This is a genomic window from Agromyces mediolanus, assembly GCF_014648575.1.
GTDB classification, from domain to species: domain Bacteria; phylum Actinomycetota; class Actinomycetes; order Actinomycetales; family Microbacteriaceae; genus Agromyces; species Agromyces mediolanus.
Map to the genome: position 1 here is coordinate 1,455,759 of NZ_BMRJ01000001.1, position 18,904 is coordinate 1,474,662.

General features: G+C 71.9%; 20 protein-coding genes. 10 read left to right on the plus strand and 10 right to left on the minus strand.

All coding sequences use genetic code 11. From position 1 onward, the window contains the following. Nucleotides 1–62: 62 nt before the first annotated feature. A complete protein-coding gene (greA, locus tag IEY71_RS06875; protein WP_189084497.1) occupies nucleotides 63–554 on the minus strand; it encodes a transcription elongation factor GreA in 492 nt (163 codons plus the stop codon). Nucleotides 555–629: 75 nt separating this feature from the next. Beyond that, a complete protein-coding gene (locus tag IEY71_RS06880; RefSeq protein ID WP_189084498.1) occupies nucleotides 630–1,103 on the minus strand; it encodes a DUF4307 domain-containing protein in 474 nt (157 codons plus the stop codon). A gap of 67 nt (nucleotides 1,104–1,170) precedes the next feature. Here IEY71_RS06880 and IEY71_RS06885 point away from each other — a divergent pair, with 67 nt between their 5' ends. Next, nucleotides 1,171–1,497, plus strand: coding sequence for a hypothetical protein (locus IEY71_RS06885; RefSeq protein ID WP_189084499.1), 327 nt, complete (start codon nucleotides 1,171–1,173; stop codon nucleotides 1,495–1,497). A gap of 16 nt (nucleotides 1,498–1,513) precedes the next feature. Here the strand turns inward: IEY71_RS06885 and trhA are convergent, their stop codons facing one another. Beyond that, on the minus strand, nucleotides 1,514–2,320 hold the full coding sequence (gene trhA, locus IEY71_RS06890) for a PAQR family membrane homeostasis protein TrhA (protein WP_189084500.1): 807 nt from the start codon (nucleotides 2,318–2,320) through the stop codon (nucleotides 1,514–1,516). Nucleotides 2,321–2,392: 72 nt separating this feature from the next. Between trhA and IEY71_RS06895 the strand changes: the two genes are divergently transcribed. From IEY71_RS06895 to phoH2, 3 genes are all read left to right on the plus strand, one after another. After that, the gene (locus tag IEY71_RS06895) at nucleotides 2,393–3,178 is read left to right on the plus strand and encodes an isoprenyl transferase (RefSeq protein ID WP_189084501.1); all 786 of its coding nucleotides are present in this window, start codon (nucleotides 2,393–2,395) and stop codon (nucleotides 3,176–3,178) included. A 109-nt stretch (nucleotides 3,179–3,287) separates the two neighbouring features. After that, nucleotides 3,288–4,406, plus strand: a complete 1,119-nt coding sequence (locus IEY71_RS06900) for an aminotransferase class V-fold PLP-dependent enzyme (RefSeq protein ID WP_189084502.1) — start codon at nucleotides 3,288–3,290, stop codon at nucleotides 4,404–4,406. Between the two features lie 200 nt (nucleotides 4,407–4,606). Next, nucleotides 4,607–6,010, plus strand: coding sequence for an RNA 5'-3' helicase PhoH2 (gene phoH2, locus IEY71_RS06905; RefSeq protein WP_189084503.1), 1,404 nt, complete (start codon nucleotides 4,607–4,609; stop codon nucleotides 6,008–6,010). A 60-nt stretch (nucleotides 6,011–6,070) separates the two neighbouring features. On the opposite strand, the gene IEY71_RS06910 is transcribed toward phoH2, so the two are convergent. After that, the gene (locus tag IEY71_RS06910; protein WP_189084504.1) at nucleotides 6,071–6,694 is read right to left on the minus strand and encodes a pyridoxamine 5'-phosphate oxidase family protein; all 624 of its coding nucleotides are present in this window, start codon (nucleotides 6,692–6,694) and stop codon (nucleotides 6,071–6,073) included. A gap of 92 nt (nucleotides 6,695–6,786) precedes the next feature. Between IEY71_RS06910 and IEY71_RS06915 the strand changes: the two genes are divergently transcribed. After that, on the plus strand, nucleotides 6,787–7,122 hold the full coding sequence (locus IEY71_RS06915) for a helix-turn-helix transcriptional regulator (RefSeq protein WP_189084505.1): 336 nt from the start codon (nucleotides 6,787–6,789) through the stop codon (nucleotides 7,120–7,122). Beyond that, entirely contained in the window at nucleotides 7,119–8,222 is a 1,104-nt protein-coding gene (locus tag IEY71_RS06920) for a hypothetical protein (protein ID WP_189084506.1), read from the plus strand. Before IEY71_RS06915 ends, IEY71_RS06920 begins: the two co-directional genes overlap by 4 nt. Nucleotides 8,223–8,294: 72 nt before the next feature. Here the strand turns inward: IEY71_RS06920 and IEY71_RS06925 are convergent, their stop codons facing one another. The 5 genes from IEY71_RS06925 to xseA all read right to left on the minus strand — a co-directional run bounded on the left by IEY71_RS06925 (nucleotide 8,295) and on the right by xseA (nucleotide 12,617). After that, the gene (locus IEY71_RS06925) at nucleotides 8,295–9,710 is read right to left on the minus strand and encodes a class II fumarate hydratase (RefSeq protein ID WP_189084507.1); all 1,416 of its coding nucleotides are present in this window, start codon (nucleotides 9,708–9,710) and stop codon (nucleotides 8,295–8,297) included. A 70-nt stretch (nucleotides 9,711–9,780) separates the two neighbouring features. Beyond that, the gene (locus tag IEY71_RS06930; RefSeq protein WP_229781562.1) at nucleotides 9,781–10,428 is read right to left on the minus strand and encodes a carbonic anhydrase; all 648 of its coding nucleotides are present in this window, start codon (nucleotides 10,426–10,428) and stop codon (nucleotides 9,781–9,783) included. A 38-nt stretch (nucleotides 10,429–10,466) separates the two neighbouring features. Further along, nucleotides 10,467–11,123 carry a DUF4245 domain-containing protein gene (locus IEY71_RS06935; RefSeq protein WP_189084508.1) on the minus strand — a complete coding sequence of 219 codons (657 nt, stop codon included), beginning with the start codon at nucleotides 11,121–11,123 and terminating at the stop codon, nucleotides 10,467–10,469. Next, complete coding sequence (locus IEY71_RS06940; protein ID WP_189084509.1) at nucleotides 11,123–11,380, minus strand: exodeoxyribonuclease VII small subunit; 258 nt, start codon at nucleotides 11,378–11,380, stop codon at nucleotides 11,123–11,125. Before IEY71_RS06940 ends, IEY71_RS06935 begins: the two co-directional genes overlap by 1 nt. 1 nt (nucleotide 11,381) lies before the next feature. Beyond that, the gene (gene xseA / locus IEY71_RS06945) at nucleotides 11,382–12,617 is read right to left on the minus strand and encodes an exodeoxyribonuclease VII large subunit (RefSeq protein ID WP_229781563.1); all 1,236 of its coding nucleotides are present in this window, start codon (nucleotides 12,615–12,617) and stop codon (nucleotides 11,382–11,384) included. An 86-nt stretch (nucleotides 12,618–12,703) separates the two neighbouring features. On the opposite strand from xseA, the gene IEY71_RS06950 reads away from it, so the two are divergent. The 4 genes from IEY71_RS06950 (at nucleotide 12,704) to IEY71_RS06965 (ending at nucleotide 18,197) form a co-directional block, all read left to right on the plus strand. Continuing rightward, nucleotides 12,704–13,744, plus strand: coding sequence for a 4-hydroxy-3-methylbut-2-enyl diphosphate reductase (locus IEY71_RS06950; protein WP_189085112.1), 1,041 nt, complete (start codon nucleotides 12,704–12,706; stop codon nucleotides 13,742–13,744). A gap of 96 nt (nucleotides 13,745–13,840) precedes the next feature. Then, nucleotides 13,841–14,494: a TetR/AcrR family transcriptional regulator gene (locus IEY71_RS06955; protein ID WP_189084511.1), complete on the plus strand. Its 654-nt coding sequence runs from the start codon at nucleotides 13,841–13,843 to the stop codon at nucleotides 14,492–14,494. After that, nucleotides 14,485–16,218 carry an ABC transporter ATP-binding protein gene (locus IEY71_RS06960; RefSeq protein WP_189084512.1) on the plus strand — a complete coding sequence of 578 codons (1,734 nt, stop codon included), beginning with the start codon at nucleotides 14,485–14,487 and terminating at the stop codon, nucleotides 16,216–16,218. The genes IEY71_RS06955 and IEY71_RS06960 overlap by 10 nt, the downstream gene beginning before the upstream one ends. Continuing rightward, the gene (locus IEY71_RS06965; RefSeq protein ID WP_189084513.1) at nucleotides 16,215–18,197 is read left to right on the plus strand and encodes an ABC transporter ATP-binding protein; all 1,983 of its coding nucleotides are present in this window, start codon (nucleotides 16,215–16,217) and stop codon (nucleotides 18,195–18,197) included. The genes IEY71_RS06960 and IEY71_RS06965 overlap by 4 nt, the downstream gene beginning before the upstream one ends. A gap of 76 nt (nucleotides 18,198–18,273) precedes the next feature. Here the strand turns inward: IEY71_RS06965 and IEY71_RS06970 are convergent, their stop codons facing one another. Next, on the minus strand, nucleotides 18,274–18,897 hold the full coding sequence (locus IEY71_RS06970) for a DUF6264 family protein (protein ID WP_189084514.1): 624 nt from the start codon (nucleotides 18,895–18,897) through the stop codon (nucleotides 18,274–18,276). Nucleotides 18,898–18,904: the final 7 nt, after the last annotated feature.

Consider the following 18,904-nt stretch of genomic DNA (forward strand, 5'->3'; position numbering starts at 1 on the left):
GCAGACGCAGGATGCCCCGGGCGATTCGCCCGGGGCATCCGTTCGTCCGTGGACCGGGTCGGCTACTCGCCGCCCCAGGTCTCGACGCGCACGATCTCGACCGCGATCTCGCGGCCGTTCGGCGCCTCGTAGCTCGTCTTCTCGCCGACCTTCAGGCCGAGGATGGCGGCGCCGAGCGGGGACTGCTCGCTGAACACGTCGAGCTCGGAGTCGCCCGCGATCTCGCGGCTGCCGATGAGGAAGGTCTCCTCGTCGCCGGCGATGACGGCCGTGATGACGGTGCCGGACTCCACGATGCCCTTCGACGCGGGCGCCTCGCCCACCTCGGCGTGCTTCAGGAGCTCGGCGAGCTGACGGATGCGCGCCTCCTGCTTGCCCTGCTCGTCCTTGGCGGCGTGGTAGCCGCCGTTCTCCTTGAGGTCGCCCTCTTCACGAGCGGCCTCGATGCGCTTGGCGATCTCCTCGCGACCGTGCGTGGAGAGGTGCTCGAGCTCGGCGGCGAGCCGGTCGTAGGCCTCCTGGGTCAGCCAGGTGACGGTGGCGTCCTGCGCCATGGTGCACACTCCTGTTCGGAACTGCGTCCGGAATAGACGTGTCGCCCCGGCGGATGCCGGAGCGAATCTCCAATGTTAGGTGAGCCAGCACCGGTTGATCAAACCGGTGTTCGCCTCCTGCGCGGTGCGCACCGTCTCCGTGAACTCGCGGATCGGCTTGTCGGAGGCGGGGATCTCGACGACCTTCCAGCCGACGACCGTGAAGTCCTCGTTGAACGCCTGCACGATGCACGCGGTCTCGTTGCCCGCGGGCACCGAGAGCTGCCAGGTCACCTCGACGGCGCGCTCGTCGGGCTGGAGCACGTGGCCGAGGTCGGTCGCCTGGATCTGCGGCTTGCTGCCGTCGAGTCCGGCCCACACGACCCAGGCGACGAGCACGATCGCGACGGCGGCGCCGCCGAGCACGAGCAGCAGCCGGTCGCGCGATCGGTTGCGCTTCGTGCGACCGTAGCGGGCCTCGATCGCCTCGGAGGGCGCCGCGGGGGTGTCGGCATCGGCGGGCGACCGTTCGTCGCTCGGGGCGGATGCCGCGGCGTCGGCAGGGCTCACTCGGGCTCCTTCGAGGTGGATCGACTAGGCTGCATCCAGCCTAACGCCGCCCCCTGAAGGGATCCCGATGTTCCTGTCCTCCGCCGTTCCCGCGCTCTCCGCCGTCGTCGTCGCGGCAGAGAAGGAGGAGTTCGACCCGAACACGGTGACGCCCGGCGTCATGGGCTTCGTCGTCACCTTCCTCGTGGCCGTCGCGGTGCTGCTGCTCATCCTCGACATGACCCGCCGCATCCGCCGCACGAACTACCGTGCGCAGGTGCAGGAGCAGCTCGACGCCGAGGAGCGCGCCGAGGCCGAGGGCGCCGCGGAGTCGAGCGACGCGGGCGAGCCCGCGGCCGCCGGCGCGGATGCCTCGGACGCTCCCGCCGAGCCCGGCGCCGCGAAGCGCGACTGACCGCGCGACCGGCGGGTCAGCCCGCGTTGTAGGAGGGCGCGAGCGCGATCAGCAGCGTGGCGGTCCAGTGGCACATGAAGGCGAGCACCGTGCACACGTGGAAGATCTCGTGGAAGCCGAAGTGCCCGGGCCACGGGTTCGGTCGTTTCACGCCGTAGACGACCGCGCCGATCGTGTAGAGCACGCCGCCCACGATCACGAGCACCATCATCGCGACGTTCGCGGCGAGCAGATCGCCGAGGTACATGACCGCGGCCCAGCCGAGCAGCAGATAGAGCGGCACGTAGAGCCAGCGCGGCGCCGTGATCCAGAAGACGCGGAAGCCGATGCCGAGCAGCGCGCCGGCCCAGACGATCGCGAGCAGCACGAAGCCCTTCTCAGGCGGCAGCGCCAGCACGGCCAGCGGGGTGTAGGTGCCCGCGATGAGCAGGAAGATGTTCGCGTGGTCGATGCGCTTCAGGATGACCTTGGTGCGCGGCTTCCAGTTGAAGCGGTGGTAGAGCGCCGAGTTGCCGAAGAGCAGCATCGAGGTGAGCATGAAGACCGCCGAGGCCCACTTCGCCGGGGCGCCGTGGGCGAGGGTGATGAGCACGATGCCCGCGGCGATGGTGACCGGGAAGGTGCCCGCGTGGATCCAGCCGCGCCAGCTCGGCTTCAGCTCGGCCGGATTGGCGAGCGAGGCGTCGAGGAGCGGGATGTTCGGCAGCTCGGGGCCGCGTCCCTCGTCGCGGGCGACCGCGGCGTCGGAGGCGTCGAGCTCGGCGAGCGGGTGCTCGAGCCGCTCGGCGACGTCTTCGGGCTCGCGCGCGTCGGTGGGGGTCATGCACCAAGCGTAGGGCGTCGGCCATCACGATCCGCTGTGAGTGTCGGCCCCGGGTGGGGGTAGCGTAGTCGGGTGCAGAACAGCGATCGGTCCCTTGGTCGCGGTCTCCTCTACCGGATGTATCAACGGCGCCTGCAGCGGGGCCTCGGTCCCGGGTCGGTGCCGCGGCACGTCGCGATGATCATCGACGGCAACCGGCGCTGGGCGAAGCAGCTCGGCTACGACACCGCGGCCCACGGGCATCGGGCCGGCGCGGCGAAGATGCGCGAGTTCCTGGAGTGGTGCGACGACCTCGGCATCCGCGTGGTCACGCTCTACCTGCTGTCGAGCGACAACCTCAGCAACCGCGCCCCCGACGAGCTGGCCGACCTCATCGAGATCATCGCCGAGCTCGCCGAGGAACTCAGCCACTACCGCGACTGGCGCGTGCAGCACGTCGGCAGCGACGCCGGCCTGCCCGAGCCGCTCGTGGCCGCGCTCGACGCCGCCGAGCACCGCACCGCCGACAAGCGAGGCCTGCACGTGAACCTCGCCGTGGGCTACGGCGGGCGCACCGAGATCACCGATGCGATGCGGGCGATCGTCGCCGCGCACCACGCCGAGGGCCGCAGTCTGGAAGACCTGGCCGAGCGGCTCACGCCCGACCTCATCGGCGAGCACCTCTACACCGGCGGTCAGCCCGATCCCGACCTCGTGATCCGCACCTCGGGCGAGCAGCGGCTCAGCGACTTCATGCTGTGGCAGTCGGCGCACAGCGAGTTCTACTTCGTCGAGGCGCTCGGACCCGATCTGCGCAAGGTCGACTTCCTGCGCGCCCTCCGCGACTACGCCAAACGGCACCGGCGCTTCGGCGGCTGAGCCCGCTCGCGACTCCGCCGCACGTGCGGCCGAGCCGTCCGGGCGGTCGGTACGAGCGCTGTTCGCCCCGCGAGCGCTATCCTCAGTGCTGGACTTGCGGAAGGGGCCCATGAGCATCGAGGAGTACGCCGCCGGCTTCACGGAGGAGCCGGGCTATCTCGACTACGGTCGAGTCGGTCCGATCGCCTCCGTCGCGGCGGAGGAGACGCTGGCGCTCACGCAGGTGCTCGCCCGCGCCAGGCACGGCAGCCTCGACGTCATGCGGGAGCAGGACGCCCGGGTCCGCGACGCGGCATCCGCGCTCCTCGGGCTGCCGAGCGAGCAGATCGTGGCGCAGCCCAACACGACGCAGGGGCTCATGCACGCGATGTTCGGCCTCACGGGCGGTGTGCTGCTCTCGGCGGGCGAGTTCCCGAGCCTGCCCATCGCGGCCGTGCGCGCCCGGGAGGCGCTGCACGCGATCACGCCGGTGTGGCTCGAGACCGACCACGGCAAGGTCACCCCGGCGCGCATCCGCGAGCAGCTCGACCCGAGCGTGAAGGCCGTCGCGGTCAGCCTCGTCGACTCCCGTACCGGCTACCTGTGCGATCTCGAGGGCATCCGCCAGGTCATCGGCGACCGGCTCCTGATCGTCGACGCCATCCAGGGCTTCGGCGTGGTCGACGCGCCGTGGGCGCTCGCCGACGTCGTCGTGACCGGCGGGCAGAAGTGGTGCCGCGCCGGCTGGGGCACGGGCGTCCTCGCCCTCAGCGAGCGCGCGCTCGACCGGCTGACGCCCGTCTTCTCCGGCTTCACCGGCACGGAGGAGGACGAGCCCTGGGGCGAGGTGCCGCCGCCGGCCTCGTCGGCCCGGGCGTTCCGGGTGACGAACCCCGACCCGATCGCGGAGGCCCGCTTCGCCGTCGTGCTCGAGCAGCTCGCCCGCGTCGGCGTGCCGCAGGTGAACGCCGCGGTCGCGGAGCGCGTGAGCCGGGTGATCGAGCTCGCCGACGAGTTCGCGATCGCCGTGGCCTCGTCCCGGGACGAGCACGAGCGCGCCGGCATCGTCGTGCTCGAACCGCTGGCCGAACAGGCGACGATCCTCTCCGCCTCCCTGCACAACCACGGCGTCACCGCCACGAGCCGGCAGGGCCGGGTGCGGCTGAGCGTGCACGCGGGCACCACCGAGGAGACCCTCGGCATGCTCCGCGATGCGCTCGTCTCCTACTCGACCGCCGCCAGCTACTGACCGCCCGCCGCTCCGGCTCGACGCCGTGCGCCGTGCGCGGTGCGCGGGGGATGCAGGTGAACGCCCGATATCCGCCCGCGTGTCGCTTCCAGGGTTCCCGCGAAACGGTCGTAGCTTCGCCTCAACGGGTAAATCACCTGTTCGAGTCGGCTCGTGACCGCTCGTAGGAGGATCGCCGGCCGGCGCGTGATCCGAGCGAAATGCTCGGGGCGGGAGCGGTTGTGGCGTCATCGGTTACTCCTGAATCGGTCGGTCGTTCCGCTGGGCGTGCGAAGGCGCGCGACACGGCGGCCGAGCACGAGAAGCTCGCACAGGCCGAGCGCACCTACGTCCTCGACACCTCGGTGCTGCTGAGCGATCCGCGCGCGCTGTTCAACTTCCACGAACACGCGGTGGTGCTGCCCGTCGTGGTCATCACCGAGCTCGAGGCGAAGCGCAACGACCCCGAGATCGGCTACTTCGCGCGGCAGTCGCTGCGACTGCTGGACGAGCTGCGGATCGAGCACGAGCGGCTCGACTTCCCCATCCCGGTCGGCGAGGGCGGCTCGCTGCGCGTCGAGCTCAACCACTCGAACCCCTCGGTGCTGCCGAGCGGACTCCAGCTCGGCGACAACGACTCCCGCATCCTCGCCTGCGCCGCGAACCTGCAGGCCGACGGGGTGCCGGTGACGGTCGTCTCCAAGGACCTGCCCCTCCGCGTGAAGGCCGCCTCGATCGGCCTCGATGCGCAGGAGTACCGGCACGAGCTCGCCATCGACTCCGGCTGGACCGGCATGGCCGAGATCACGCTCGGCTCGAACGACATGGCGCGGCTCTACGAGCGCGAGACGCTCACGACGAGCACGGTGGAGGGGATGCCGATCAACACCGGGCTCGTGCTGCACTCGGACCGCGGCTCGGCGCTCGGCCGGGTCGTGGGGGAGCGCGAGGTGCGGCTCGTGCGCGGGGACCGCGAGGTGTTCGGCGTGCACGGCCGTTCGGCGGAGCAGCGGCTCGCGATCGACCTGCTGCTCGACTCGGAGGTCGGCATCCTCTCGCTCGGCGGCCGAGCGGGCACCGGCAAGTCGGCGCTCGCGCTGTGCGCCGGGCTCGAGGCGGTGCTGGAGCGCCAGCAGCACAAGAAGATCATGGTGTTCCGCCCGCTCTACGCGGTCGGCGGCCAGGAGCTCGGCTACCTGCCCGGCGACCAGGGCGAGAAGATGAACCCCTGGGGGCAGGCGGTGTTCGACACCCTCGGCGCGCTCGTCTCGCAGAACGTGCTCGACGAGGTCGTCGAGCGGGGCATCCTCGAGGTGCTGCCCCTGACCCACATCCGCGGGCGCTCGCTGCACGACGCCTTCGTGATCGTCGACGAGGCGCAGTCGCTCGAACGGAACGTGCTGCTCACGGTACTGAGCCGGATCGGCCAGAACTCGCGGGTCGTGATGACGCACGACGTCGCCCAGCGGGACAATCTGCGGGTGGGCCGGCACGACGGCGTCGCCTCGGTGATCGAGACGCTGAAGGGGCATCCGCTGTTCGGCCACATCACGCTCACCCGCAGCGAGCGCAGCGCGATCGCGGCGCTCGTCTCGGAGATGCTCGACGGCAACGAGCTCGCGTAGCCGGTGCGAGGCGGCCCGGGGCTCCGGCTCCGGGCCGCTTCGCGTGTCGGGCAGGCCGGGTCAGTACATCCGTTCGGCGTAGCTCGGGCCGTAGTACTCCTCGAGCGCCGCGACGGACTCGCCCGGCCGTTCGAGCGCCTGGGCGATGACGGCGCGCCGGGGCGCGGCGTCGGGGGTCCAGCTGGCGGCGTCCCAGGTCTTCGAGCGCAGGAACGCCTTCGAGCAGTGGAAGAACACCTGCTCCACGGCGACCTCGAGCACGAGCTGGGGCACATGTCCGCGCACGGCCATCCGCTCCGCGTACGGGACATCACGGAGCACGCGCGCCCGGCCGTTCACCCGCAGCGTGTCGCCGCGGCCGGGGATGACGAAGACGAGGCCGACGTTCGGGTTCTCGAGCACGTTGTGGAAGCCGTCGGCGCGCCGGTTGCCCGGGCGCTCCGGGATCGCGATCGTCGCGTCGTCGAGGACGAGCGCGAAGCCCGCCGGGTCGCCTTTCGGGGAGACGTCCGCGGCGCCCGAGGCATCCGCCGTCGCGATGAAGCAGAGCGGGGATGCCGCGAGGAACGCCCGGTCGAGCGCGTGCAGCCTCGTGCGCTCCTTCGCCTTCGCGGCGGGCAGCGGCGTGCCGATCAGGGCCTCGAGCTCGGCGCGGTCGGTGACTGGCGTGCCTCCGTGATCCATGCTGCAACGCTACTCCGCCGCAGCACAGCGCGCCGGAGGGTCCGGGTTTCCGTGGCATTGCGGCGCTATCTCGATATAGCTAGAGTTTGGGGATGGCCGCCATCCGGATCACCGACGCCACCGCCGACGTGCTCGAATCACTGCTCGCCGCCGACGAAGCCACCTGGGGCCTTGCCGTCGTGAAGGGCACCGGCCGGCCGGCCGGCACCGTCTACCCGCTCCTGGAACGGCTCGAACGGGTGGGCTGGCTTGACTCCGAGTGGGAGGCCGATACGGAGCGGCCTGGGCCGCGACGTCGGCTCTACCGCCTCACCGGCGAGGGACGCGCCGCCGCGGCGCGGGCGATCGCGCACCGCATCGCCCGGCGGGCGGCCACCACGGCCATCCGCCCGGCGAGCGGCGTCGCGCACGCCGGGGCCGGCGCGTGAGCGCCGAGGGCTGGCTGCGCGGGGCCCTGCTGCTGCTTCCGGACGGGCTGCGGCCGCGCTACCGCGAGGAGTGGCTCGGCTCACTGCGCGACGCCCACGAGCTCGACGTCCCTCGCGCCGCGATCGTTCGAGGCGCGTACCTCACGGCCCTCGGCACGCCGCGCTCGCCCGCCGCGTTCGGGCTCACCCCTGGCGAACTCGGATTCCGCCGCCTGCGCTGGGCGGCGGCGTGGTTCGCGGCGGCGCTGGTGCTGCTGAACGGCGGATGGCTCGTCCCGGGTGAGGCACTGCCGGCGCCGCTCGCGAGCCTCGTCTCGACCGGTCTCGCCGGGCTCGCCATCGTCGCGGCCGGGTCCGGCGCGGTCGCAGCCACGATCGGACTGCGGACGCTGCTGCCCGTGCGGCGGCCGTGGCTCGGCTGGTTCCTCGCCGCCGGCATCGCGCTCGCCGGCGCCGCGGTCGTGCTCGCCCTGCTCGGCGTGTTCGCCCTCGCCTTCGCGCTGCTGCTCGGCTATGTCGCGGGACTCGGCCTCGTCGTGATCGCGATGGCCTGGCCCATCGCCCGCGAGCCCGCGCTGCGCCGCACCGTTCCCGGCATCCCCGCGCGGCTCGGCGTTCGGCGCTCGGCCCTGCTGGCGGCGGCGACGCTGCTCGCCGCCCTCGTCGTCGCCGTGCTGCACCTGCTCGTGTGGAACCCGATGGCGAAGGTTCCCGGCCTCGGTCTCGCCGAGATCTACGCCGAGCTCGCCGCTCGCGGCGAGCATCCGTCGCTCGGCATCGGCTTCGTGATGGCCTGGGCGGCGATGTGGCTGCCGCTCGTGCTGCTGTTCCTCGCGGTGGCGGTGATCGGCCCGCGGGGACCGCTGCGGAACCTCGACGAGCGCCGAGTGGCGCGCTCCGCGCTCGCGGGGCTCGCCGGGATCGGCTTCGGCGTGTTCATCGCCGGCTTCAACCTCGGCATGTCGCTCGCCGACGCCTTCATGACCTCCGGCGGGGACGCCGCGTTCAGCGGTGCGCTGCTCACCGCCGCCGCCACCGTCGCGGGGGTCGCGGCCTGCCTCCGGATCATCCCGCACACCACGGCGCCGGCCGCCGGCTGAGTCGGCGAAGCCGAGCCGGAACGACGGATGCCCCGCGCCGACGAGCGGCACGGGGCATCCGAGTGCTGAGCGCTACAACGCCTGCGGCGGGCGCGTCATGGAAAGCAGGTCGAGCGCCTCGTCGAGCTGGGCCTCGCTCAGCTCGCCGCGCTCTACGTAGCCGAGGTCGATGACGGCCTCGCGCACCGTGATGCCCTTGGCCACCGAGTGCTTCGCGATCTTCGCCGCCGCCTCGTAGCCGATGAGCTTGTTCAGCGGGGTCACGATCGACGGCGACATGCCGGCGAGGGCGGTCGCGCGCTCGGTGTTCGCCTGCAGCCCGTCGACGGTCTTGTCGGCGAGCACGCGCACCGAGTTCGAGAGCAGCCGGATCGACTCGAGCAGTGCGGTGCCCATGACCGGGATCTGCACGTTCAGCTCGAACGAGCCCGAGGCGCCGCCCCAGGCGACGGTCGCGTCGTTGCCGATGACCCGTGCGCAGACCATGAGCACGGCCTCCGGCACGACGGGGTTCACCTTGCCCGGCATGATCGAGGAGCCCGGCTGCAGGTCGGGGATGTGCAGCTCGCCGAGGCCGGTGTTCGGGCCGGAGCCCATCCAGCGCAGGTCGTTGCAGATCTTGGTGAGGCTCACCGCGATGGTGCGCAGCGCGCCCGAGGCGTCGACGAGGCCGTCGCGGTTCGCCTGCGCCTCGAAGTGGTCGGCGGCCTCCGTGATCGGCAGCTCGGTCTCCTGCTGGAGGAGCTCGATGACGAGCTGCGGGAAGCCGGCCGGCGTGTTGATGCCGGTGCCGACGGCGGTGCCGCCGAGCGGGACCTCCGCGACGCGGGGGAGCGCGGTGCGCACCCGCTCGATGCCGAGGCGGATCTGGCGGGCGTAGCCGCCGAACTCCTGGCCGAGGGTGACCGGGGTGGCGTCCATCAGGTGCGTGCGGCCGGCCTTCACGACCCCGGCCCACTCGGCGGCCTTCGCCTCGAGGGACACGGCGAGGTGGTCGAGCGAGGGGATGAGCTCGTCGATGAGCGCGGCCGTGACGGCGATGTGCACCGAGGTCGGGAACACGTCGTTCGAGGACTGCGAGGCGTTGATGTGGTCGTTCGGGTGCACCGGGCGGCCGAGCTTCTCGGTCGCGAGCGTGGCGAGCACCTCGTTCATGTTCATGTTCGAGCTCGTGCCCGAGCCGGTCTGGTAGACGTCGACCGGGAAGTGCTCGACGAAGCCGTGACGGCCCGCGATGACCTCGTCGGCCGCGGCGACGATCGCCTCGGCGAGGTCCTGCTCGAGCACGCCGAGTTTCGCGTTGGCCTGGGCGGCCGACTTCTTGATGCGGGCGAGCGCGGCGATCTGCGCGGGCTCGAGGCCGCTGCCGGAGATCGGGAAGTTCTCGACGGCGCGCTGCGTCTGGGCGCGGTAGAGGGCCTTCGCGGGAACCCTCACCTCACCCATCGTGTCGTGCTCGATGCGGTAGTCGGCGGCGTTGTCCACCACGATGTGTTTCCCTTTCGATCGGCGATGCCGGACGCTCCGGCGGGGCCCGGCTGGCGGCTGGCGTCGGCGGTCAGACCGCGCCGACGACGATGTCGGTCTCGACCCGGCCCTCGAGGAGCCGGTAGTTCGCGCCGACGATAGCCAGCGTACCCGCTGCGATCGCGTCGCTGATCATCTCGGAGGACTCGACGAGCCCGGTCACGGTGTTGCGCAGGTGCTCGCGACCGACGTAGCCGGCGTCGATCCGCGCGGGCTCGACCGGGGCATCGCTCGGCACCCCGGCGACCTTGCGCACGGCCGGCACGATCTTCTCGACGAGCCCGCCGATGTAGGAGGGCAGCGGCGCCGCGTCGGCGGCCTGCGAGTCGATGGCGGCGCGCACCGCGCCGCACTCGTCGTGGGCGAGCACGAGCACGAGCGGCACGTTCAGCACGCCCACCGCGTACTCGAGCGAGCCGAGGGCCGAGTCGGAGACGACCTGACCGGCGTTCCGCACGACGAAGGCGTCGCCGAGCCCGACGTCGAAGATGATCTCCGCCGCGAGGCGCGAGTCGCTGCAGCCGAAGATCGCGACGAGCGGGCGCTGGGCGTGCGCGAGCGAGGCGCGGCGCTCGACGTCCTGACGGGGATGCATCGGGGCGCCGGACACGAAGCGGGCGTTGCCGTCGCGGAGCTCCCGCCAGGTGTCGGCGGGCGTCTTCGGGGTGGAGCTCTTCACGGAGGGATCCTCTCGTTCGGCGGCGGTCGCCGGCTCGGTCACTCGGAACCGGCCGAGCCGTGGGCCGTGATGGTCGGCGCGAGCGCCGTGGCCAGCTCGGCGAACTCCTCGGGCGAGGCGGTGCCGATCAGGATGATGGTCTGCTCGCCGGCCTCGGCGACGAGCCCGTAGCGGGCGTTGCCGACGTCGGCGTCGCTCGTGCGGTTGTCGTACACGGTCCAGTCGACGCCGGCGATCTCGGTCGTGCCGACGGGGAGGGTGCGGGCGAGCTGCGTCGACACCCAGCTCGGGTTCGCGCCGACCGCCTGCGACATGCCGATGTACTCGTCGCCCGGGGTGAGGTAGCCGACGTACCAGGCGGTGACCTGGTCGGCCTTGCTGGTGCGGATCTCGGCGGCGTTCGCGCGCCAGCCCTCGGGCAGCACGGGCACGGCGAGGTCGTTCGAGAACGCGGGCTGCACCTGCTCGGCGACCGCGGGCACGTCGACGTCGCGCTCGATGGCGGTGTTGCTGCGCGGCACGATGAGCACGATGAAGAGCATCAGGCCGAGGCTCGCGACGAGTGCGAGCACGAGGTTGCGCAGCGTCTGGCGCTGGCGGTGCTTGCGGGAGTTCTCGGCCTTGCGGGCGGCGGTCTCTTCCGGCGTCTCCGGGCGGCCGAGCTCGGCGACGACCCGCGGGGCGCGCTCGGCCATCAGGCCTCGCCCTCCGCGTCGGACGGGCTGGATGCCTCGGCGCCGACGCCGGCGCGGGCGGCGTCGAGCCGGGCCTTCGCGCCGATCAGCCACTCCTCGCAGCGCGCCGCGAGGGCCTCGCCGCGCTCCCACAGCGCGAGCGACTGCTCGAGCGTCGCGGAACCCTGCTCGAGTTCGGCGACGACGCGCACGAGCTCGTCGCGCGCCTGCTCGTAGCTGAGCTCGGCGAGGTCGGGGGAGGAGGGCATGTCCGTCATTCTATTCGCCGCGGCCGGCGGCATCCGGCGCGGGCCCCTCGGAGACCGCGGCGACCGTGCCCTCGGCGAGGGTGAGCGTGAGCCGGGCGCCCGGGGGCGCCGCGGCGGGGGCGCGTACGACGTGCCCGTCGTCGCCCTGCACGATCGCGTAGCCGCGGTCGAGCGTCGCCTGGGGGGAGAGGGCGCGGAGGTGCCCGCGCAGTTCGCCGAGGCGGTGCTCCTGCCGCTCGACGAGCCGGTCGACGAGCTCGGTGCCGCGGGCGACCCAGCGGGTGAGCTCCTCGGCGCGGCGGTCGACGATCCAGCCGCCGTCCGCGAGCGAGGGCCGCGAGCGCAGGTGCCCGATGCGGTCGATCTCGTGGGCGAGGAAGCCCTGCAGGCGCATCGTCAGCCGGGAGCGCGCCTGCCCCACCCGGGCGAGCTCCTCGGCGACGTCGGGCACGACGCGCTTCGCGGCATCCGTCGGCGTCGAGGCGCGCAGGTCGGCGACCTCGTCGAGGAGCGGCCGGTCGGCCTCGTGGCCGATCGCGCTCACGATCGGGGTCGTGGCCGCCGCGGCGGCGCGGACGACGCGTTCGTCGCTGAACGGCAGCAGGTTCTGGAAGTCGCCGCCGCCGCGGGCGACGATGATGACCTCGACCTCGGGGTCGGCGTCGAGCCGCTCGATCGCGCGGGTCACCTCGCCCACGGCGCGGTCGCCCTGCACGGCGGCGTGCACCACGCGGAAGTCGACCGCGGGCCAGCGCAGCCGGGCGTTGCGCAGCACGTCCTTCTCGGCGTCGGAGTCCTTGCCGGTCACGAGCCCGACGACACCCGGCAGGAACGGCAGCCGGCGCTTGCGCTCGAGCGCGAACAGCCCCTCGGCGGCGAGCTGGGCGCGCAGGCGTTCGAGGCGCTCGAGCAGGTCGCCGAGGCCGACGTGCTTCAGCTCGAAGACCTGGAAGGTGAGGCTGCCGCCCTTCACCCACCAGTTCGGCTTCACGAGCGCGACGACCCGGTCGCCCTGCTTGAAGTCCTCCGGCAGCCGCGCCCGCACGCTCGACCACAGCGTGAACGACACCGTGGCCGCCTGATCGAGGTCCTTCAGCTTGCCGTAGACGTTGCCCGCGGAGACGCCCCACTGGGTGATCTCGCCCTCGACCCAGACCGTGCCGAGCCGGTCGATCCACTCCTTGACCTTCGTCGAGAGCAGGGCGACGGGCCAGGGCTCGTCGCGCGTCGCCGGCGCCTGCGTCACTCTGCCTCCCGGGAGCTCGTCAGCCTGGGCCACGTAGGATGGACATCGTGACGAGCTCGATTGATGCCCCGCGGGTCGGCCTCGGCATGCCGAGGATTCCGAGCGTGCGAGGCCGGCTCAAGGATATCCCCGCCGGCCGACCCAAGCGCGTGCTGCTCGCCGCGCCCCGCGGCTACTGCGCCGGCGTCGACCGCGCCGTGATCGCCGTCGAGAAGGCGCTCGAGCACTACGGCGCCCCCGTGTACGTGCGCAAGCAGATCGTGCACAACATCCACGTCGTGACCGAGCTCGAGAAGCAGGGCGCGATCTTCGTCGACGAGGTCGACGAGGTGCCGGAGGGCGCGCACATCGTGTTCAGCGCGCACGGCGTCTCACCCGCGGTGGTCAACGCTGCAGCCGACCGCGGCCTGCACGCGATCGACGCGACCTGCCCGCTCGTGACGAAGGTGCACCGCGAGGCCGTGCGCTTCGCCCGCGACGACTTCGAGATCCTGCTCATCGGCCACGAGGGCCACGAGGAGGTCGAGGGCACGGCCGGCGAGGCGCCCGACCACGTCACGCTCGTGAACAGCCCCGACGACGTGCCCGACATCGAGGTGCGCGACCCCGACAAGGTCGTCTGGCTCTCGCAGACGACGCTCTCGGTCGACGAGACGATGGAGACCGTGCGCCGGCTGCGCGAGCGCTTCCCGAACCTGCAGGACCCGCCGTCCGACGACATCTGCTACGCCACGCAGAACCGCCAGGTCGCGATCAAGAAGGTCGCCGCCGAGGCGGAGCTCGTGATCGTGGTGGGCTCGGCCAACTCGTCCAACAGCGTGCGCCTCGTCGAGGTCGCGCTCGAGAACGGCGCCAAGGCCGCCTACCGGGTCGACTACTCGAGCGAGATCCGTCAGGAGTGGCTCGACGGCGTCGCCACGGTCGGCGTCACGAGCGGCGCCTCGGTGCCGGAGGGGCTCGTCAAGGAGGTGCTCCTCGAGCTCGCCGACGCGGGCTACGGCGAGGTCGCCGAGGTGAAGACGGCCGAGGAGGACCTGATGTTCTCGCTGCCGAAGGAACTCCGCAAGGATCTCGCGGGCAACCGCGACGCGCGCGCCCTCGGCGGACGCACGCGCGCGAACGGCTGAGCGCCCCGCCCCGTCGGGCGGACGGACCCCCTGATCGGCATTCGCCTCGGGCGAACACGATTGGAGTGAGCGCTCACTCAGCGTAGGCTCCCGCTCGTGAGCACGACGAGCGAGACCCGCAGAGGGCGGGCGAAGCCGATGTCCGTCGACGAGCGCCGCGAGGCGATCGCCCGGGCGACCCTGCCGCTGCTCATGGCCCACGGGCGCGACGTCACCACCCGGCAGATCGCCGAGGCGGCGGGGGTCGCCGAAGGCACGCTCTTCCGCGTCTACGAGAACAAGGACGCGATCGTGGATGCCGCGGTCGCGGCCTACCTCGAGCCGGGCCCCTTCCGCGCGGAGCTCCGGCGCATCGATCCCGGGCTGCCCTTGGAGCTCAAGGTGCGGATGATCATCGACCGCTTCCACGACCGCTTCGCCGGGATCTTCGGCGTCTTCGCCGCGCTCGGCACCCACCCGCGGCCCCCGGTCGACGTGAACGTCGACGCGATCGTGGCGATCTTCGCCGAGCTGCTCGAGCCGGAGCTCGAGCGCCTCCGGGTGCCGCCGGCCACCGTCTTCGCCTTCGTCCGGGTCGTCGCGTTCGCCTCGGCCCTGCCGCACTTCAGCTCCACGATCTCGCTCGATTCCGCCGAGCTCGCGAGCCTCGTCTGCCGGGGCATCGCGCACGATCCGCCGCCCGCGGCGGCCGAGCCATCCGCCATCCCCACCGACCTTCCCACCACCGAGAGGAGCGAGCCGTGCTCGTAACCCTGCTTCGGCGATATCTGCGGCCGTACTGGCCGCTCCTCGTCGCCGTCGTCGTCTTCCAGCTCGCGCAGTCGATCGCCTCGCTCTACCTGCCGAGCCTCAACGCCGACATCATCGACGACGGCGTCGCGACCGGCGACACCGGCACCATCTTCCGCCTCGGCGGGATCATGCTCGCGATCACCCTCGTGCAGGTCGCCTGCGCGATCGCCGCCGTCTACTTCGGCGCCCGCGCCGCGATGGCCCTCGGCCGCGACCTCCGCCGCGCCGTGTTCCGCCGCGTCTCCGACTTCTCGGAGCAGGAGGTGTCCCGCTTCGGCGCGCCGAGCCTCATCACCCGCTCGACGAACGACGTGCAGCAGGTGCAGATGCTCGTGCTGATGAGCTGCACGATCCTCGTGTCCGCGCCGATCCTCGCGATCGGCGGCGTCATCATGGCGCTCCGAGAGGACCTGCAGCTCTCCTGGATCATGGTCGTCGCCGTGCCCGTGCTGCTCGTCTCGGTGGGGCTCATCATCAGCCGCATGGTGCCGCTGTTCCAGTCGATGCAGCGCAAGATCGACAACGTCAACCGGGTGCTGCGCGAGCAGCTCACCGGCATCCGCGTCATCCGCGCCTTCGTCCGCGAGGGCGTCGAGAGCGAGCGCTTCGACGAGGCCAACGACCAGCTCACCGACACCGCGCTCAAGGCGGGCCGGCTGTTCGCGCTCGTGTTCCCGATCGTCATGCTCGTGCTGAACCTCTCGAGCATCGCCGTGCTCTGGTTCGGCGCGTTCCGGGTCGAGGACGGCTCCATGCAGATCGGCTCGCTCACCGCCTTCCTCAGCTACCTCATCCAGATCCTCATGGCCGTGATGATGGCGACGATGATCGCGTTCCTGCTGCCGCGCGCGGCGGTGTCGGCGGGACGCATCGGCGAGGTCCTCGAGACCGAGCCGAGCGTCGTCGAGCCGACCGCCCCCGTGAGCGAGCTCAGCGAGCCCGGCACCGTCGAGTTCCGCGACGTCACCTTCGCGTACCCCGGCGCCGACGAACCCGTGCTGCGCAAGGTGAGCTTCACCGCCCGTCCCGGCGAGGTGACCGCGATCATCGGCAGCACCGGCGCGGGCAAGACGACGATCGTGAACCTCGCCGCGCGGCTCTTCGACGCGACCTCCGGCAGCGTGCGCGTCGGCGGCGTCGACGTGCGCGAGCTCGACCCCGAGGTGCTGAACGCGCAGTTCGGCCTCGTGCCGCAGAAGCCGTACCTCTTCGCCGGCACCGTCGCCTCGACGCTGCGCTACGGCAACCCGGACGCGAGCGACGCAGAGCTCTGGGCCGCGCTCGAGACCGCGCAGGCCCGCGACTTCGTCGAGGCGATGCCGGAGCAGCTCGAGGCGCCGATCGCGCAGGGCGGCACGAACGTGTCCGGCGGGCAGCGGCAGCGGCTCTCCATCGCCCGTGCGCTCGTCAAACGGCCGTCGGTGTTCCTCTTCGACGACTCGTTCTCCGCGCTCGACACCGCGACCGACGCGCGCCTGCGGGCCGCGCTCGAACGCACCGTCGGCGACGCCACGATGATCGTCGTCGCCCAGCGCGTCGCCACGATCACGGGCGCCGACCAGATCCTCGTGATCGAGGACGGCCGCATCGTCGACCGGGGCACCCACACCGAACTGCTCGAACGCTCGCAGCCGTACCGCGAGATCGTCGAGAGCCAGCTGAGCGTCGAGGAGGCGGCATGAGCGAGACGAGGACCCCGCGTCCCCCGGTGCGCCGGGGCCCCATGGGCGGCGGGCCGATGGGCGGCATGGGCATGCCCGCCGAGAAGTCGATGAACTTCGGCCCCTCGGCGAAGCGCCTCGTCGGGCGGCTCGCACCCGAGCGCGGCCCCGTCGTGTTCGTCATCCTGCTGGGCGTCGTGAGCGTCGTGTTCTCGGTGCTCGGCCCGAAGATCCTCGGCCAGGCCACGAACCTCATCTTCGAGGGCTTCTTCTCGGCGCAGCTGCCGGCGGGCGCCACCAAGGAGCAGATCGTCGAGGGGCTGCGCGCGCAGGGACAGGACCAGCAGGCCGATCTGCTGTCCTCGCTGAACCTCACGCCGGGGCAGGGCATCGACTTCGGCGCGGTCGCGACCGTGCTGCTCTGGGTGCTCGCGCTGTACGTGCTGTCCTCGCTGTTCGGCTGGGCGCAGGCGTACGTGCTGAACGGCGTCACGCAGCGCACCGTGTACCGGCTGCGCCGCGAGGTCGAGGAGAAGATCCACCGGCTGCCCCTGTCGTACTTCGACAAGATGCAGCGCGGCGAGCTGCTCTCCCGCGTCACGAACGACATCGACAACATCTCCCAGACGCTGCAGCAGACGATGAGCCAGCTGCTCACCTCGCTGCTCACCGTCATCGGCGTGCTCGTGATGATGTTCGTCATCTCGCCGTGGCTCGCGCTCATCGCGCTCGTCACGATCCCGGCGACGCTGCTCATCACGACCGTCATCGCCAAGCGCTCGCAGAAGCAGTTCGTGGCGCAGTGGACCCACACGGGCGTGCTGAACGCGCGCATCGAGGAGGCCTACTCGGGCCACTCGCTCGTGCGCGTCTTCGGCCGCAGGAAGGAGGTCGAGCAGTCCTTCGACGAGAAGAACGAGGAGCTGTACCAGGCCAGCTTCGGCGCCCAGTTCGTGAGCGGCATCATCATGCCCGCCATGATGTTCGTCGGGAACCTGGTCTACGTCGTCATCGCGGTCGTCGGCGGCCTCATGGTCTCGGGCGGCTCGATCTCGCTCGGCGACGTGCAGGCGTTCATCCAGTACTCCCGGCAGTTCACCCAGCCGCTCAGCCAGCTGGGCGCGATGGCGAACCTGCTGCAGTCCGGCGTCGCGAGCGCCGAGCGCGTGTTCGAGCTGCTGGACGCCGAGGAGCAGGTGCCCGACCCCGTCGAGCCGGAGGCGCCCGCCGAGGAGTCCGGCCGACTCGTCTTCGAGGACGTCTCGTTCTCCTACGACCCCGAGACTCCCCTCATCGAGGACCTCTCGCTCGTCGCGGAGCCCGGCCAGTCGATCGCGATCGTCGGCCCGACCGGGGCCGGCAAGACGACACTCGTGAACCTGATCATGCGTTTCTACGAGCTCGACGGCGGCCGGATCACCCTCGACGGCGTCGACGTCACGAAGATGACCCGCGACGAGCTGCGCGGCCGCATGGGCATGGTGCTGCAGGACACCTGGCTGTTCGCCGGCACCATCCGCGAGAACATCGCCTACGGCCGGCCGGATGCCACGGAGGAGGAGATCCTGGACGCCGCCCGGGCGACGTACGTCGATCGCTTCGTGCGCTCGCTGCCCGACGGCTACGACACCGTGCTGGACGACGAGGCGTCGAACCTCTCGGCGGGCGAGCGGCAGCTCGTGACCATCGCGCGGGCGTTCCTCGCGCAGCCCTCGGTGCTCATCCTCGACGAGGCGACGAGCTCCGTGGACACCCGCACCGAGCTGCTCCTGCAGCACGCGATGAACGCCCTGCGGGCCGACCGCACGAGCTTCGTCATCGCGCACCGGCTGTCGACGATCCGTGACGCCGACCTCATCCTCGTGATGGAGGCGGGGCACATCGTCGAGCAGGGCACGCACGGCGAGCTGCTCGCAGCGGGCGGCGCGTACGCCCGCCTCTACGAGGCGCAGTTCGCCGCCCCCATCGAGGACGACGCGGAGGACGCGGTCGCCTCCTGACGGGCCGCCGCCGGTGAGACGAGCGCGGGGTCCGGATGCGTCATCCGGACGCCGCGCTCAGCCGGTGCTCTGCGGGCTACGGCGTCGGGCTCGGCGTCGGCGTGGTGACGCCGGTGACGAAGTCGACGTACGTGGGGTCGTTCAGCATCACGATCGACAGCAGCACGAGCGTCACGACGAAGGAGGCCGCACCGCCCGCGAGCGGGATCCAGAAGGCGAGGCGCCCCGCGCGCAGACGGAGGACCGAGAGGCCGAGCACGACGGCGTAGAGGGCGAGCTGGATGATCGTGCCGACGAGCACGAGCGTGGGCAGCCACTCGGGCGGCGTGAACGTGCCGACGCCCATCAGGTCGTAGCTGAGCTGCATCTGCCGGGGGATCTCCTGCAGCGACGCCGCGGAGTTCCAGGCGCCGAACGCGCCGAACGCGAGCAGGCCGATGGTGAGGATGCGGTCCCAGCCGGGGGCGCGACGGGCCGGCTTCGCCGGGGCATCCGACGGCGTCGGCTGCTGCGGGGCCGGGACGGGCTCGGGGCGCGCCGGCTGGGCGGGCGTGCTCGACTCGGCCGACTCCGGCGGCTGCCAGCTCCAGCCGGGCGGCGCGTACTCGCCGTAGCGAGGACGAGGCCGCTCGTCCGCGGACGGGGGAGCGGGGGTGCCCGGCTCCGGCGTCTCGGGACGGGCGGCCTCGTCGTTCGTCATCTCGGCC